The sequence below is a fragment of the Pseudomonadota bacterium genome, assembly GCA_023229365.1.
Lineage (GTDB): Bacteria > Myxococcota_A > Polyangia > JAAYKL01 > JAAYKL01 > JALNZK01.
This window is the reverse complement of record JALNZK010000128.1, coordinates 1-15,510: the sequence shown is the minus strand read 5'-3', so window position 1 is coordinate 15,510 and position 15,510 is coordinate 1. Positions and strand designations below refer to the sequence as shown.

Below are 15,510 nucleotides of genomic sequence, written 5' to 3'. Positions count from 1 at the left end.
GGCCACGCCGCGAGCGCCGCGACGACGAGCCCCGCCGTGATCTCGAGACGGCGGCGCCCGCCGCGACGCCACGCCGCCGCGAACACGAGGCCGGCCGCCATGGCGAGCGCAGCGAGGATCCCCAAGGGAAGGCGGAGCCAGCCGCGGAGGAACCAGAACGAGACCTCGAGCGGCGCGCGCTCTGCGAGCCAGAAGCGATCGCTCTCGAGCCGAATGCCGGAGCGCGGGATCTCGATTCGGATCGACATCGACCCCCCGGCCGCCTCGAGCGCCGCGCCGTCGTTCTCGTCCGGGCCCCGGCCGCGCGATCCGAAACGGACCGGCGCTGCGGAGCCGACCGGCTGGTGCCAGCTCGCCTCGGCCGCGAGCGGCTCGGCGTCGACGTCGCCCTCGAGCCCGCTGTAGGCGTTGTTCGACGGGAGGAAGACGCTCCAGCTCGCGGAGGAGACGGGGAGCGCGATCGCGGGGAGCGCGAGCCTTCGCTGCCCGAACAGGCCGAGCGGATCGAGTCGGCTCTCGAGCACGATCTGCAGCGTGAACGGCGCTGGCCGTTCCCCGCCCTCGGAGCGCTTGAGCGGCAGCACGAGCTTGCCGTTTTCGTCGCGGCTCGGCTGGATCGTTACGCCGTCGAGGTGCGCGGATCGCACCTCCACGCCCTCCGGCACGTCGAGCGCGAGCGTGGGCGTCAGGCGGTTGCGCAGCGAGATCTTGAGATCGGTGAGCACCTTGCCCTCGGCGGAGACGACGGAGAAGGCCCGCACGCGATCGACTGAGGCGGACTTCGGCTCCAGCTCCGGCAGGCGCACCGCGGACAGGCGGATGCGGGATGTGACCGCGTGGTACCGGTACGCCTTGATGATCGGGCTGACCGCGCTCGAGACCATCTCCAGCGGGAGCTGGCGCACGTCGACCGCGAGCGCCTCGACGCGCTCGACCTCGTTCAGCTTCAGCTTGCCCGGCACCTCGACCGCGAGCCAGCCGTTCTCGCGCTCGACGCCGACGCAGCGCGGCAGCGGAACGTCGAACGCCGCGCCCCTCTCGCCGTCCTGCTTGGAGAGCTGGCGCTTCAGCCGGAGGGAGATCTCGTACTCGTTGCGAATCGGGAAGGCGGTCTCGCCGCGCAGCACGGTCGCGCCGTCCTCGCCGGTCTCGACGGCGTAACGGAACGCGCCCTCACCATCGGCCGACAGCACCGCCATGTCGCGCGGGACGGCGATATCGAACCTCTTCGCGCCAGCGTAGAGGATCTTGTAACGGATCACCGTGAACACCTCGAGGGCGCGCTCCCCGACCGAGAGCAGGCTCGACGCCTCGGCGTAGATCCGCGCGGGCTGCCCGTCGTCCTCACCCATCGACTTGAACCCCACCAGGTGCACGCGCGTCGTCGGCCGCAGGGTCGCCGCAAGGCGCGTGGCGCCGGGCTCTGCGGTCACGTCGGACTGGACGGCGGTGTCGAGGCGCGGCTCGAGCCCCTCCTCCGGGAACGCGCAGTCGAAGCGCGTCACCGCGGTCCGCGCCACGAGGAAGTCGTACTCGAGCGAGCCGCGTCGCCCGCGCGAGGGCACGAGTATGTCGAGCTCGATCGCGACCTCGCCGTCGCGCGTGGTCTGCCAGACGTGATAGCCGCGCAGCCGCGCGACCGCGATCGGCCTGCCGTCCACGACCGCCCGCACGAGCACGACGTCGTCGCCGACGAGCGGGACGGTCTTCCACGCGCCGGGCTTGCCGAGCGTGACCCCGAGCGAGAGGTGCAGCTCGAGGGCGCCCTTCACGGCGCGCCCCGCGTACGCCGACGCGCCGAGGGTCACGGTGGGCCCCTCGACGGTCCCGGTGCGGCGCGCGAGGGTCTTCAGCTCCGCGCGCAGCGCCGCGAACTGCGCTATCGACAGCTCCGCCTTCGCCACCTCGCAGACCTGCGCCCCTCCCGGCGGCGCGATCGTCGCCTCTCCCCCGGGGTACGGGGCGGGACCGGCCTTTGCGGGGCTTCCGAGGTATCCGAGCGCCTGCATCGCCTCGGGGGCCGCGGCGACGGGCGCGCTTGCGAAGAAGTCCTTGTTCTGCGGGGCGACGATCGCCTCGAAGTTGTCGTCCGCGAACGCCTGTCGCGCCGCGTCCTCCTCGGCCGTGAGCCCCTCCTGCGGGAGGGCGGCGACGTCGAGCGCCGCGAGCCAGCACGCGCCCGCGACGAGGACCAGGAGCGGAACCCTTGCGTGCCTAGCCATGGCGCGCCTCCTTCCGCAGGTGGCGCACCCACATCGCGAGCATCACGGCGGCGGCGGTCGCCGAGGTGAGGAGCGGGAACACGATGACGAACGAAATCACCGCGAGCGCACCCACCATGCACAGGAGGTTGCGCACCGAGAGCAGCTCGACGAAGCGCCACGGCGCCGCGAACAGCTCCGCCGCGCGCGCGCGCAGCGGCCCGCCCCTCGCCTTGAACAGCGTTACGATCAGCGCGAGATCCGCGCCCCACAGGAGGCGCCGGTGCACGCCGAGCACGAAGTGCGCGACCACGAGCAGCACCGCGATCGCGACGACCCCCGCGATCACGATCCTCACGGAACGATAGCGGTGGAGGAGCGCCCACGTCGCGATGAACGCGGCGACGAGCGCCGCTATCTCGAGCAGGATATCGAAGTCGCGATCGAGGTAGGTCACCGCGATCCGGGGCGTCTCCCGGCCGAGCAGGATCCGCTTGAACCTGTACTGCGCGCCGACGAGCGGGAACTCGGTCCGGATCGCCTCGCCCTGCGCCATGCTGGCGGACTCGTCGCGGAAGATCACCTTGCGCTTCGCGAGGATGTTCTCGTACTTCTCGCCGGCCCACGCGTCGCGCACGGCGAGGGCGTTGTAGATGAAATCGCGGACGCGAGTGAACAGATCGTAACGGATCGACGAGTACTGCGTGAGGTTCGCGTCGAACCCCACCGGCTCGAGCGCCGTCGGGAAGTAGAGGTGCCACGTGACGCGCATCGTGTCGACGTCGATGGCGGGGAGCGTGACCGCGACCCGGCCGAGCGCGCCGAGCGGATCGCGCTTCACCTTGTACGCCATCTCCACGACGAAGCTGGTCTCCTCGAGCGCGACGCCGCCGCCGGACGGGATGCGCAGCGTCTGGCCCGACGTGACGCTCGCAGGCGACGACAGGTCGCCCGGGTTCGCGCTCAGGATGAGCGCCCACTTGCCCGGATCGGAGTAGTAGAGGTTCGCGATGTCGCTCAGCGTCTCCCCCTGCCGGACCCGGTGCACGCGCTGCGCGCCGTCGCCGATCTTCTCGCTCTGCAGGAGCGGGACGAGCAGCGCGCCGTCCTCGCCGGTCGCGGGCCGGACCGGCTCGCCCTCGACGAGGCAGTGCGTGAGCGTCGCGCCCTCCGGCAGGCGCACGGCGAGGAACTCGCGCGTGTTGTTGCGCATTTTCAGCTTGATCTTCGTCACCTCGAAGCCGTCGGCCGCGATCACGGTCGACGCCTGCAGCTCCTCGGCGAGCGTCGACGTCAGCTCCACCTCGCGCCGCCGCGCCGAGGTCACGCCGATGGTCGGCGCGCTCGTGAACGAAAAGCCGTGGAGGAGCGGGCTGCCGCTGAGCGCGGCGAGCTCCGGCGGGTAGTCCCCCGGCTCGAGCGCGGTGGCGCCCTCCACGCGCGCGACGCGCACGCTCAGGCCGGCCGGGCCGACGAGCCCAGCCGCGCCGGAGAACGGCACGTCCGCCGCCGGCAGCGGCTGCGCGAGCAGCGTCTCCCCCGCGTCCGACGACGGCAGCTGGAAGCGAACCTTGAACTCGATCTTGTCGGCGACGAGGTACCGGAGCAGGACGATCAACTCGCCGCCGGCTCCGCCCTCGGTCCGCCACTGGAGCACGGGCTCCCCCTCGACCGCGAGCACCTCGACGCCGCCCGGCAGGGCGAGCCGGACGGTGTCGGCCTCGCCCTCGAGCACGGCGAAGTCGAGCTGCGACTCCCCGACGACGCTCGCCTCGCCGATTGTGAACAGCGTGTGGACCCGCGCCTCCATGCGCGTCTTCAGGTCGCCCTTGTGCGTGGCGCGCCGGGTCCACGACAGGTCGACGCGCCCGGTCGAGTCGAGGTACCCCTCGAGGAGCGTCCCGCCCGGGACCTGCGACGTCCCGACGAGGGCGCCGGAGCCGAGCTGGGCCTCGATGTCCGACTCCGGGATCACGACCTTCAAGGAGGTGACGCCGCCCTCGGGCAGCGCGAACGACAGCCGCCGCGCGAACCGCTCCTGGTTCTCGCCCGCGTAGAAGGCGAGCCGCACCTCGTGCACGCCGGGCCCGCTCACTCCGAGCGTGTACATGTCCCCCTCGCGGAGGAGCGAGGTGCGCTTCCCGTCGAGCGACACCTCTGCGAGCGACACCTCGCCGTCGAGCACCGGGACCCTGAGGTGCCCCTCGACGTCGAGCACCTCGAACCGCTCCACGAGCACGCCGCGGAACAGCCCCTTCGAGAACACGCCGTCGATCCGCCGCTCGAGCCGCGCCACGGGGATCTCCGGAGGCACCGTCACATCCTCGAGCTCGGCCCTGTCCAACATCTCCTCGTAGCGCGACAGCGGCAGCTCGACCTTGCCGCCCGTTTCGGCGGCATCGGCGGCGGTCACGGCCGTGGACAGGAGCGCCAGCGCGGCGAATGCTGCTCTGCGTCGTCCCATGAACGTCCTCCCGGTTCTGTCTCGATATCGGAATCTGTCAGAGGTAGACGCGCAAGGGAAGGAAAGGATTCCACGCCCGAGGCGGAGGGCCTCAGCAGTGGCAGCCCGAGCAGCTGTGCGAGCCGTCGCAGCCGTGGGCCGCGTGCAGATCCGCCTCCGTGGCCTCGCGCACCTCGACGATCTTGACCTCGAAGTGCAGATCCTCTCCGGCGAGCGGGTGGTTGAAGTCGGCGACGACGTCCTCCTCGAGGATCTCCTTCACGCGGAAGCTGACAGCGCCGTGCGGCGTCTGCGCCTGGAACACCATGTCGACCTCGAGGGCTTCGCCGTTCGGGAAGTTCTTCCGCGGCATGGTCTGGATCATCTCCGCGTCGACCGTCCCGTAGCCGTCGGCCGCGGGGACGTCCGCCTGGAACGCCTCGCCGAGCTTGTGCCCGAGGAGCGCGCGCTCGAGCCCGGGAATGATCTGCCCGTTGCCCACCACGATCCCGAGCGGCCTGCCCGCCGGGGACTTGTCCACGATCTCGCCGGAATCGAGCTTCAACGTGTATTCGATGGCCACGAAGGCGTCGTTCTGAACGGTATCCATTGTGTGTCGCTCCTCTTCGACGCGACGAAACTTAGGGGCGAAACGCGGGGCGGTCAAGCGGCTGCGAACGAAGAATAAAATGAGGGCCTCCAGCCAACATCGATCGAGGGTAGGTCAATCTGGGGCTGGAGGCCCTGAAACCAACGGCATCTATCGCGGGTGCAATTCCTCTGCCAACGCGCCGGGAGGCGGCGTGGCGGCCCCGGGATCGCGTTCGCGCCGCGTAGTCACTGAACCGCGGCGATCTCACACCCGATCCCGCACCTGGTGCATCGAGGCGCCTGCCGCGGTCGGGAGCCGGCGGTTCGGGGGACGCGACTCCCCTGCCGTGGCGCCGGCGCGCCTCTATCAGAAGTAGTAGTACCCTTGCGACATGATCGCGATGAACAGGAGCAGGCCGAAGAACATCGCGTTCGCGCCGAAGATGATCTTCGGGATGCCGAAGCCCGGCGGCTGCATCCGGACGCGCTTGACGCCGCTCAGGATGACGAACGTCGCCGTCCCGAGCTGCGCCAGGTTGGCGAACAGGCCCGCGATGACGGGGAACGGGTTGTACTCGATGTAGCCGAAGCCCATGAACGAATGGAAGAGCCCCCAGAGCCCCTCGATCGCCGCGATGCCGGCGAGCGACAGCATGACGATGCCCCAGACGAGCGCGCCGATCTGCCGCTTCCCGTCCTTCTCCACGACCTTGAACATCTTCGCGTCCAGGATCGCGATGATGCCGAAGTGCAGCAGCCATATCCCCGTGAGACCAGGACCACCCATTCCCATGCCCATCATCGGCACCGTTCCTTTCTCTTCCAGGCGCGCGGGTCATCCCGGCGCCGCGTCGAAGCCCCTTCTCGCGAGCGCCGATACACTATCGCCGTCCGGCCCGGACCGCAAGAATGGTGACGGCCGGCGTCGCGTCGGGGATCAGCTCCCAGGCGAGTCGTCCCGCGTGGCCCTGCCGTCGCCCGTGATCGGGATCTTCGGGCCGTAGAACCGCGGCCCGGTGTGGAGCAGGCGCGCGTCGAGGAACGCTGCGGCGCGGGCGTACGTCTCGCGCAGCCGGTTGATCCCCATCGCGCGGTAGGCGCGGCGGTCCGCGGGCACCCCGACCGCGTCGATCCCGGCGCGACGCGCGAGGAAGACGGACCGCGCGAGGTGGAACTCCTGGGTGCAGACGATCGCGTCTCTCACTTCGAACACCGCCTCCGCGCGCAGCATCGTGTCGCGCGTGCGGAACCCGGCGTGATCCTGGAACACGTCCTCGCCCGGCACCCCGCGCTCCTCGAGCCAGCGCCGCATGGCCCCGACCTCGTCGTACGACGCCGCGCCGTGATCGCCGGACACGAGGATCTTCCGGACCTTTGCCGCCCGGTACAGCTCGAGCGCGGCCGCGAGCCGGTCCTCGAGCATCGCCGACGGCGTGCCGTCCGGGTACACGCGGCAGCCGGGCACGATCGCGGCGAAGCGCTGCGGGACGTCGTCGGTCGCCGTGCAGAGGAAAGGCCGCGCCTCGCGCGCGACGGAGCCGCCGGCGAGCAGGACCGCGCCGGAGAGCGTCCCCACCGCGCCGACGGCGACGAGCACGGCGCCCTTCCGGCCGCGCGGCAGGTGCCGCCTGAGCTGCGCGAGGTGGTAGAGGAGCACGGACACGACGCGATTCATACCCGGTGAACGCGGGCGGAGCCAGAAGGATTCCATGGTAGGCTCGACGGCGAGCTCAGAAGGAAGGGGGCATCCATGATTCTGAAATCGCGGTTCGTCGTGTTGTCGGCTCTCGCCGCGCTCTGCGTCGCGCTCCTCCCCGAGCGCGCTGCGTCAGAGACGTTCGACGTGTACCCGAGCGATGATCTGTTCGGGATCATCGACGGGACCGCGCCCGGCGACGAGGTGATCGTCCACGAGGGCACCTACACGACGCAGCAGGGCGGCGGCTCGTGGTTCCGCGAGGTCGTGCTCTCGGGCACCGAGGAGGCGCCGATCGCCGTCCGCGCGGCCGACGGCGAGACGGTCGTGCTCTCCGGCGATCCGGCGGGCAGCCAGAACGTCGTCAACCTCTCCGGCGCGTGGTTCACCTGGAGCGGCTTCGAGATGGTGTACGGCTCGCACGGCTTGAGGATGTATGCCTCGTCCCACGCGACGATCGAGAACCTGCACGTGCACGACACGGGCGACGTGGGGATCTCGGCGAACGTGGCGGGCGCCGACTACGCGCAGATCACGCTGCGCCGCAACCACGTGCACCACACCGGAGGCACCGGCGAGTGCTTCTACCTCGGCTGCAACGACGGCGCGTGCGCGGTGCACGAGTCGGTCGTCGAGCTCAACTGGTGCCACGACACGCTCGGCACCGAGCAGGGCGACGGGATCGAGCTGAAGACCGGGTCGTACAACGTCGTCGTCCGCCACAACGTGATCCACGACGTGAACTACCCCGGAATCACGATGTACGGCACGAGCGGCGAGGCGCAGAACACGGTCGAGGGCAACGTCGTCTGGAGCTCGAACGACAACGGCATCCAGCTCGTGGGCGACGCGATCGTGCGCAACAACCTCGTGATGAACGTCGCCGCGAACGGCATCGCGTCGAAGCCGAGCCAGGCCAACGTCCCGCGCGAGCTCGAGATCGCCTACAACACCGTCGTCGGCGCGGGGGACTCGTGCCTGCGCGGCAACGAGTGGGACGGCCTCGAGAGCGACTCGATCCGCGTCCTGGGCAACGCGCTCTACTGCTCCGCCACCACCGCGATCCGCCTGCCGAACGGCCCGGGCGACGCGACGTTCGCGGACAACGCGGTGCAGGGGACGGACGAGGCGCCCGGCGGCACCTTCCCGGCCGCCGCGCCCGAGGACGACCTCCTCGATCCCGTCGGCATGGATCTCTACCCGGCGTCCGAGTCCTCGCTGCTCGAGATGGGCGAGGCGGCGGACGCGCCCGGCGACGACTTCAACTGCCTGCCGCGCGAGACCGGCGCGCCGGACGTCGGCGCCTACGAGCGCAGCGCGGACGCGAACCCGGGTTGGGTCGTGCAGGAGGGCTTCAAGGAGTGCGCGGGCGCGGACACGGATTCCGATGCGGACACCGACGCGGACGCGGATTCCGATACGGACGTCGACACGGACGCCGACACGGACACGGACGCCGACACCGACGCGGATGCGGACGCCGACGCCGGGACGACGGGCTCGAGCGACGACGGCTGCGGGTGTACGTTCGTCGGCGCTGCTCCTGCGGGCGGCCTGTACAACGTGCTCTTCGGAGCGATTTAGAGGGGGAACAGATGTCTTGCGTATCAAGATCGCTGATGCTCGCGGTCCTTACCGCGGCGATGCTCGCGGGCTGCGGCGACGACACACACCACGACGCCCCGGACGGCTCTGTCGATGTGGACAGCGACACGGATGTCGATAGTGACACGGATGTCGATTCGGATACGGACACGGACACGGATACGGACACAGACACCGACACGGATACCGATTCCGACACCGACACCGACACCGACGACTGCACCACCATCGGGTGGGAGCGCGTGCACCCTCCCATGACCACCGGCGGCATCCGGGACCTCTGGGGGTTCGCGGACGACGATGTCTATGCGGTGGGCGATGACAGCGTCTTCCTTCATTGGGACGGCGCTTCGTGGACCGCGCTCGCGAGCCCGGATCCCGAAGAGGGCCTCTACACAATCTGGGGGAGCGGACCCGAGGACCTCTGGGTCGCCGGATTCTATATGTCTACGATCTTCCATTTCGACGGCTCGGCCTGGACCGAGGTGCCGCTCCCGGTCGACTCCTCCGCGGGCATCTACGCCTTCGCGCTGTACGACATCTGGGGCTCCGGTCCCTCGAACGTCTTCGCGGTCGACATTTCCAACGGCGCTGTCCTGCGCTTCAACGGCACGGTTTGGGTCGTGCAGCACCTCGACGAGTCGCTGTACCTGTCTGACATCGCCGGCACGGGTCCCTCTGAGGTGTACGCGCTCGATCCCGGTGGGTGGAACTCCCCTTCCCGCCTCCTCGTCTACGACGGCATCGACTGGTCCGAGATGGCCGGTCCGGAGGACGTCTACCTCACCGCGATCTCGGCGTCGCCGTCCGGGAACCTGTACGCGACGGGCGGCCTCGATCCGTACTCCTCCCATCGGCTGTATCGCTGGGACGGCGCGGTCTGGGACGATCTCGGGGCGATAGGCGGCGCGCCGAACGCCCTGTTCGCCGTGGACGACGGCCACTTCCTCGCGCCGACCACCGGCGGGCTGTTCGCCTTCGACGGGAGCTGGCAGCTCCACGCCACCTCGGACGGGAACGATCTCGGGGCCGCGTGGGCCGCGTCTGCGGACACGGCGTTCGCGGCGTCCGGCGATTCCGGTGCGCTGTACAGACTCGACGGCGGCTCTCTGATCTCCGACAACGGGATCACCAACGACTGGGTCAACTCGGCGTGGGGCGCGGGCGGCTCCACCACCATCTACGCCGCCGCGGACTCCAACGTCCTGATCTCCTCCGGGGGCACCTGGAGCGCGATCCCGTCGCTCGCGCTGTCGAGTGACGCCGTCTCGGGGTATCGCGCGGTCACCGGCACCGGACCCGGCGATGTCTACGCGGCCGGCTCCAACCACATGACCGCCTACGCCGTGCACTGGGACGGCAGCTCCTGGAACGACCTGGGCGTCGCCGACGCGCTCGGCACGCGGTACGTCCTCGGAAGCTGGCTCGCCGAGAGCGGCAGCGTGTACGCGGTCATCCGCGATGACTACGTCTCCGAAGGCGGGATCTCCGACTACGTGACGCACATCGCGGTGTTCGACGGCGCCGTCTGGTCGGATCTCCCGGAGCAGCCGCCGGCCGACGCCTACGCGCTGTGGGGCGCGTCGGAAACCGCGATCTTCGCCGGCACCACCGACGGGACGATCTGGCTCTACGACGGCAGCGGCTGGACCGACACCGGCGCCGCCGACCCCAGCTGGATTTTAGGGCTCCACGGCAACTCCGAGACCGAGGTGTACGCCGCGACGCGCTCGGGCCGGGTGCTGGCGTACGACGGCGCGACCTGGGCCGAGCTCCCGGCCGAGCCGGAGTTCTCCGGCATCCTGTCCGGCGTCTGGGCCGCCGGCCCTTCCGCGGTGTTCGCGATCGGCGCCGGCTACACGCCCGTCTACGGCTCGGTGGTGCGGCGCTGGGACGGGGCGAGCTGGACGACCACGTCGGTGACGGGTGGCTACTTCTACGACATCTGGGGCGTTGCCGCGGACGCGGTGTACCTCGCGTCGTCGTACGGAGCGGCGCTGCTCTACGAGTTCAATGGAACGTCATGGATCGGGCTCACGCCTCCGGGGCTGGAGGCCGGCTACTCCGTCTGGGGGAGCGCCGCGGACGATCTATACGTTTCGGGCTTCGACAGCGAAGGCGCGGCGATGATCCTCCGTTTCGACGGGACGACCTGGAGCGCGGAGACGCTGCCGACCGAGATCGAGACCGACCTTTCCCCTCTGATCGTCACGGGGGCCGCGGGTGCCGGGGCAAGGGCGATCTCGAGCTGGGGCACGATCCTCGAACGCGCCGACGGCGACTGGACGATCGCGTGGGCGAGCCACGAGTGCGACGTGATCGTCGGCCTCTCTCTCGCCCCGACGGGAGACCTCTTCGCCGCGTGCAGCGACGGCCTCGTCCTGCGGAACGACGGAGATGTCTGGTCGATCGTCGGCCTCCTGACCGACCCGTCGCCCGGCTCCGGGATCTGGACCCTGAACGACCTCTGGGTCGCCGAGACCGGCGAGGCGTACGTGGGCGGCGACGACGGCGCCCTGTGGCGCTTCGACGGCGCGACGTGGGAGCAGATCCCGCTCCTGGACGACGAGTCGGAGGTCGTCGACAACGACATCCTGTCGATCTGGGGCTCGGGCCCGGACGACGTCTACGCGGTCGTCGCCTTGTCGGGCACGTGGCGCTTCGACGGCGCGATCTGGGAGGAGCTCTCCGGCACCGGCTGCTGGACCGAGAGCGCCGTGGGCGGCACCGGGCCGGACGACGTCTACCTCGTCGGTCCCGGCTACGCGCCGGACGGGATCGAGATCTGCCGCTGGGACGGGACCGAGTGGACCCAGGTCGACACCGGCATCGCCGGGGTTCCGTACGACATGGCGGTCACCGCTTCGGGCGAGCGCTACGTCGTGGGGGACAACGGCCTCATCGTCCGAGGCACCTGCGCCGAGTAACTACCACCCGATCGCGGGGTCGATTCACTCCCCGAGCGTCTTTTCGAACGAAGGCAGGAGCGCCGGCAGGTCCGAGGTCACTGCCTCATAACGAACCTCGCTCGAGCCGACGACCTCTTCGCGGAAGTAGCGGCTCAGATCGGCCGGCGTCCGCAGGTCGACCTTCCGTCCGAGAATCTCCCCGAGCTCGATCTCCAGGGCCGACATGCCGAGCAGACCCGGGGTGCGCCCCGACTCGAACTCGACCAGCACGTCGACGTCGCTGTCCGATCCGAAATCATCCCGGAGCACCGATCCGAAGAACGCGAGCCAACGCATGCCGTGCGCCCTGCAGTACTCGGCGAGCGCCTCCTGGGGAATGGCGATGTTGCGCTCGGCTGCCATGAAAAAAGGCTATCACCACCCGACCGCGGGGTCGAGGACGCATAGGTTCACCTGGCACAGCATGATGTCGGGCAGCGGGCAGTCGGCGACCGTGCCGCACGGTGCGACGCAGATCTCGCGGCCGCCCTCCCCCGCCGCCGCGCAGACGAGATCGCCCTCGCAGGCGATGACGTCCTCCGCGGTGGCGAGCGCGCCGCACGGCGTGTGGAGCGTGCCCACGAAGCCGAGCCACTCGAGCGTGCCCCAGCTCGCGTACCGGCACTTAAGCCCCTGCCCGAGCGTCCCGGCGGGGAGCGAGGCGGTCTCGGTGACGGGCAGCTCCTCTCCCGGGCACGTCTCCACGCTGATCGTCAGCTCGACGTCCGCGCCGGTCGAGACCCCTTCGATCACGAACGCCCAGTCGTAGATGCACGACCCGCAGTCCGCGACGACGCACCCGGGGTTCGTGACGCCCACCGTCACCGCCGCGCCGTCGACCGCCGCGACGCCGTCCCACACCGGGCCGCACGCGGCGTCGAAGTTGAACAGGTCCACCGCGAAGTCGCCGCCCGCGGTGGCGCCGTACGAGACGCACTGCAGGCCGTCGTAGTCGGCCGCGTCGAGCGGCGCGTAGAGGTACGACAGGACGCCGTCCGCCTGCGGGCCCTTGCACCCGCTGTCGGAGAACGCGAGCGAGCCCGGCTCGTCTCCGCACGCGGCGAGCGCGAGACACGCGACCAGGAGAAGCACCTTTCGTGGATTCATGATCGACCTCCTCCGGGCATCATACCAGAGTCACGATCAGGTCGCACCGACGCGCGGGAGTCGTCAGGGCCGGCGCGGAACTCTTTGACAGCCGCCGGGCCGCCGTGCACGATCCGCGGTCATGGCGCGCAGTTGGATCCAGATCCTCAAGGGACCCTTGATCGCCTACGTCGTGTCGCTCGTCGTCTTCGGCGCGGTGATGGGCGACCGCCTGAAGACGCACTCGCGCGACAACCACTACGTCTACATGGCCGACGGCATGCTCGACGGGCGGCTCACGCTCGAGGGCAAGCCGCCGCACAAGAACGACTGGGCGCGGTTCGAGGGCAAGTGGTTCGTGTCGTTCCCGCCGCTGCCCGCCGTGCTCATGCTCCCGGGCGTCGCGCTCCAGGGGCTCGACTTCGACGACCGGCTGTTCACGCTCCTCTTCGCCGCGGCCGGGCCCGCGCTTTTGCTCGCGCTCCTGCAGTTCCTCGCCGCGCGCGGCCGGCTCGGCAGGAAGCCGTGGGAGCTCAGCCTGCTCACCGCCCTTTACGGCGTCGGCACCGTGTACTTCTTCTGCGCGGTGCAGGGATCGGTCTGGTACACGGCGCACATGGTCGGCACGGTGATGCTGCTCGCGTTCCTGATAGCCTCCGTCGACGCGCGGCACCCGGTCCTCGCCGGCCTCTTCCTCGGCCTCGCGTTCGCGTGCCGGCCGCCCATGATCCTGGCGCTCCCGTTCTTCGCGTACGAGGCGCTCCGGCAGGGCGCGGACGACGAGGCGAAGGGCCTCCTCCGCTGGATCGCCGCCGCGCTCCGCGGCCTCGGCGCGAGGCGGATCGCTCGGCTCGTGATCCTGTTCGCGCTGCCGCTCGCGATCGTCGTCGGCCTCCTCCTCGCGATGAACGCCGGCCGCTTCGGCGATCCGCTCGACTTCGGCCACAACTACCTCGTGGTGCGCCAGACCGCGCGGATCGAGAAGTGGGGGCTGTTCCACACGCACTACCTCGCGCACAACCTCGGCGTGGCGCTCACGTCGCTGCCGTGGATCTCCGCCGAGGCGCCGTACGTGAAGGTGAGCCTGCACGGGCTCGCGCTCTGGTTCACGACGCCGGCGCTGCTGTGGATCCTCTGGCCCAAGCCGGCGACGCGGCAGTACCTGTGGATCGCCGCGACCGCCGCGCTCGTCGCGCTGCCGAGCCTCCTGTACCAGAACAGCGGCTGGGTGCAGTTCGGCTACAGGTTCTCGCTCGACTTCGCGCCGCTGCTCCTGCTCCTGCTCGCGCTCGGCGGCCGCCGCTTCGGGAAGCTGTTCGTCGCCGCGGTCGTCTTCGGCGTCGCCGTGAACCTGTTCGGCGCGCTCACCTTCGACCGCGACTGGAAGTACTACGCCGGCGGCAAGGATCGCGACGCCATCTACCAGCCGAACTGAGCCTTTGAGCAGGCAGAGACAAGGACCCAAAGGACTGCAAGGACAGCAAGGACGAGAGCAGCGCGGGCCCGCGGCACCGAAGCGCGGGAACCCGTGCCGCCCCTTTACGTCGCCCTGCCCTGTGTTATGTTGCGGGCGAAACGCAGCCAATACAGCAGGGAGCACGCCGATGAACCAACCCCAATATCCGTTCCCCGACATGCCGTCGGGCGCCGACATCGGCAAGCTCTGGCGCAAGCTGAAACCGATGATCACGATCATCGTCCTGATCCTGATCGCGATCATCCTCGCCGTGACGTCGTACTACCAGGTCGAGCCCGAGGAGGTCGGCGTGGTCACGCGCTTCGGGAGGTTCACCGAGATCTCCGAGCCGGGCCCGCACTTCAGGATCCCGATGGTGGACGCCGTGATCAAGGTGCCCGCCAAGCAGCAGCTCAAGGTCGAGTTCGGCTTCCGGACGGTCGAGGCTGGCGATAAGTCGATCTTCACGCGCGATCTCGAGACCAGCGCCGAGTCGATGATGCTCACCGGCGACCTGAACGTCGCGATGCTCGAGTGGATCGCCCACTACCAGATCGCCGATCCGTACGCCTACCTGTTCAAGGTGCGCGGCATGCAGACCGAGGAGACGCTGCGCGCGCTCGGCGAGTCGACGATGCGCGAGGTGATAGGCGACTACTCGATCACCGAGGTGCTCACCACCGGCCGCGAGGAGATCCTGCGCAACGGCCGGGCGCGCCTCTCCGACATGTGCGAGAGGTTCGAGACCGGCGTGACGATCCAGCGCATCGAGCTGCGCAACTCGGCGCCGCCGGATCCGGTCAAGCCGTCGTTCAACGAGGTGAACCAGGCCGAGCAGGAGCGCGACCGCCTGCAGAACGACGCCTGGGCCGAGTACAACAAGGAGATCCCGAGGGCCAAGGGCGAGGCGCGGCAGGTGCTCCAGGAGGCCGAGGGGTACGCCGTCGAGCGCGTCAACCAGGCCAAGGGCGACACGTCGAGGTTCCTCGCGCTCCAGCGACAGTACGCCCGGTCGCCCGAGGTGACGCGGACGCGGCTGTACCTCGAGACGATGAACAAGATCCTGCCGCGGGCGGGGAAGAAGCTCTACTCGGACGCGGGGAGCAAGAACGGCGTGGTCCCGCTCCTCTACCCGATCACCCAGGGGATGACCCCCGCCGCCCCGGCGGCGCAGGGAGCGGGGGTGGCCCGATGAAGAACAGGATCATCGCCGGAGTCGTCGTCTTCCTGGGGCTGATCGTGCTCTACGCGTCGCTGTACACGGTCCGGGAGGGCGAGCAGGCCGTCATCGTGCGGTTCGGCCAGGTGATAGGCCAGCCGGTCGACGCGCCGGGCCTGCACGTCAAGGTGCCGTTCGTCGACGATCCGCGGAAGTTCGAGAAGCGGTGGCTCGGCTGGGACGGCGAGCCGACCCAGGTCACGACCGCGGACAAGCGGTTCATCGCCATCGACATCTTCGCGCGGTGGCGCATCGCGGAGCCAGA

General features: G+C 69.8%; 12 protein-coding genes. 5 read left to right on the top strand and 7 right to left on the bottom strand.

The features are described from left to right. The 5 genes from M0R80_26960 to M0R80_26940 form a co-directional block, all read right to left on the bottom strand. Window positions 1-2,222 (bottom strand): hypothetical protein (locus tag M0R80_26960; GenBank protein MCK9463276.1); only part of this gene is annotated, 2,222 nt, incomplete at its 3' end. Then, entirely contained in the window at window positions 2,215-4,665 is a 2,451-nt protein-coding gene (locus M0R80_26955; protein MCK9463275.1) for a LysM peptidoglycan-binding domain-containing protein, read from the bottom strand. The genes M0R80_26955 and M0R80_26960, both read right to left, overlap by 8 nt. Before the next feature lie 91 nt (window positions 4,666-4,756). Continuing rightward, on the bottom strand, window positions 4,757-5,254 hold the full coding sequence (locus M0R80_26950; GenBank protein MCK9463274.1) for a peptidylprolyl isomerase: 498 nt from the start codon (window positions 5,252-5,254) through the stop codon (window positions 4,757-4,759). 348 nt (window positions 5,255-5,602) lie between these two features. Continuing rightward, complete coding sequence (locus M0R80_26945; GenBank protein ID MCK9463273.1) at window positions 5,603-6,037, bottom strand: hypothetical protein; 435 nt, start codon at window positions 6,035-6,037, stop codon at window positions 5,603-5,605. 135 nt (window positions 6,038-6,172) lie between these two features. Beyond that, window positions 6,173-6,910: a YdcF family protein gene (locus tag M0R80_26940; protein ID MCK9463272.1), complete on the bottom strand. Its 738-nt coding sequence runs from the start codon at window positions 6,908-6,910 to the stop codon at window positions 6,173-6,175. Window positions 6,911-6,985: 75 nt separating this feature from the next. Between M0R80_26940 and M0R80_26935 the strand changes: the two genes are divergently transcribed. Then, window positions 6,986-8,515, top strand: coding sequence for a right-handed parallel beta-helix repeat-containing protein (locus tag M0R80_26935; GenBank protein MCK9463271.1), 1,530 nt, complete (start codon window positions 6,986-6,988; stop codon window positions 8,513-8,515). 35 nt (window positions 8,516-8,550) lie between these two features. Continuing rightward, window positions 8,551-11,463, top strand: coding sequence for a hypothetical protein (locus M0R80_26930; protein ID MCK9463270.1), 2,913 nt, complete (start codon window positions 8,551-8,553; stop codon window positions 11,461-11,463). 24 nt (window positions 11,464-11,487) lie between these two features. On the opposite strand, the gene M0R80_26925 is transcribed toward M0R80_26930, so the two are convergent. Together M0R80_26925 and M0R80_26920 are read right to left on the bottom strand one after the other, a co-directional pair. Next, the gene (locus M0R80_26925; GenBank protein MCK9463269.1) at window positions 11,488-11,847 is read right to left on the bottom strand and encodes a nucleotidyltransferase domain-containing protein; all 360 of its coding nucleotides are present in this window, start codon (window positions 11,845-11,847) and stop codon (window positions 11,488-11,490) included. A gap of 12 nt (window positions 11,848-11,859) precedes the next feature. Next, complete coding sequence (locus M0R80_26920) at window positions 11,860-12,591, bottom strand: hypothetical protein (protein ID MCK9463268.1); 732 nt, start codon at window positions 12,589-12,591, stop codon at window positions 11,860-11,862. Between the two features lie 121 nt (window positions 12,592-12,712). On the opposite strand from M0R80_26920, the gene M0R80_26915 reads away from it, so the two are divergent. From M0R80_26915 to M0R80_26905, 3 genes are all read left to right on the top strand, one after another. Further along, a complete protein-coding gene (locus M0R80_26915; protein ID MCK9463267.1) occupies window positions 12,713-14,005 on the top strand; it encodes a hypothetical protein in 1,293 nt (430 codons plus the stop codon). Window positions 14,006-14,174: 169 nt separating this feature from the next. Then, window positions 14,175-15,221 (top strand): FtsH protease activity modulator HflK, encoded by a 1,047-nt coding sequence (gene hflK, locus M0R80_26910; GenBank protein MCK9463266.1) that lies wholly within the window; start codon window positions 14,175-14,177, stop codon window positions 15,219-15,221. Then, on the top strand, window positions 15,218-15,510 hold a 293-nt coding region (locus tag M0R80_26905; protein MCK9463265.1), incomplete at its 3' end, for an SPFH domain-containing protein. The genes hflK and M0R80_26905, both read left to right, overlap by 4 nt.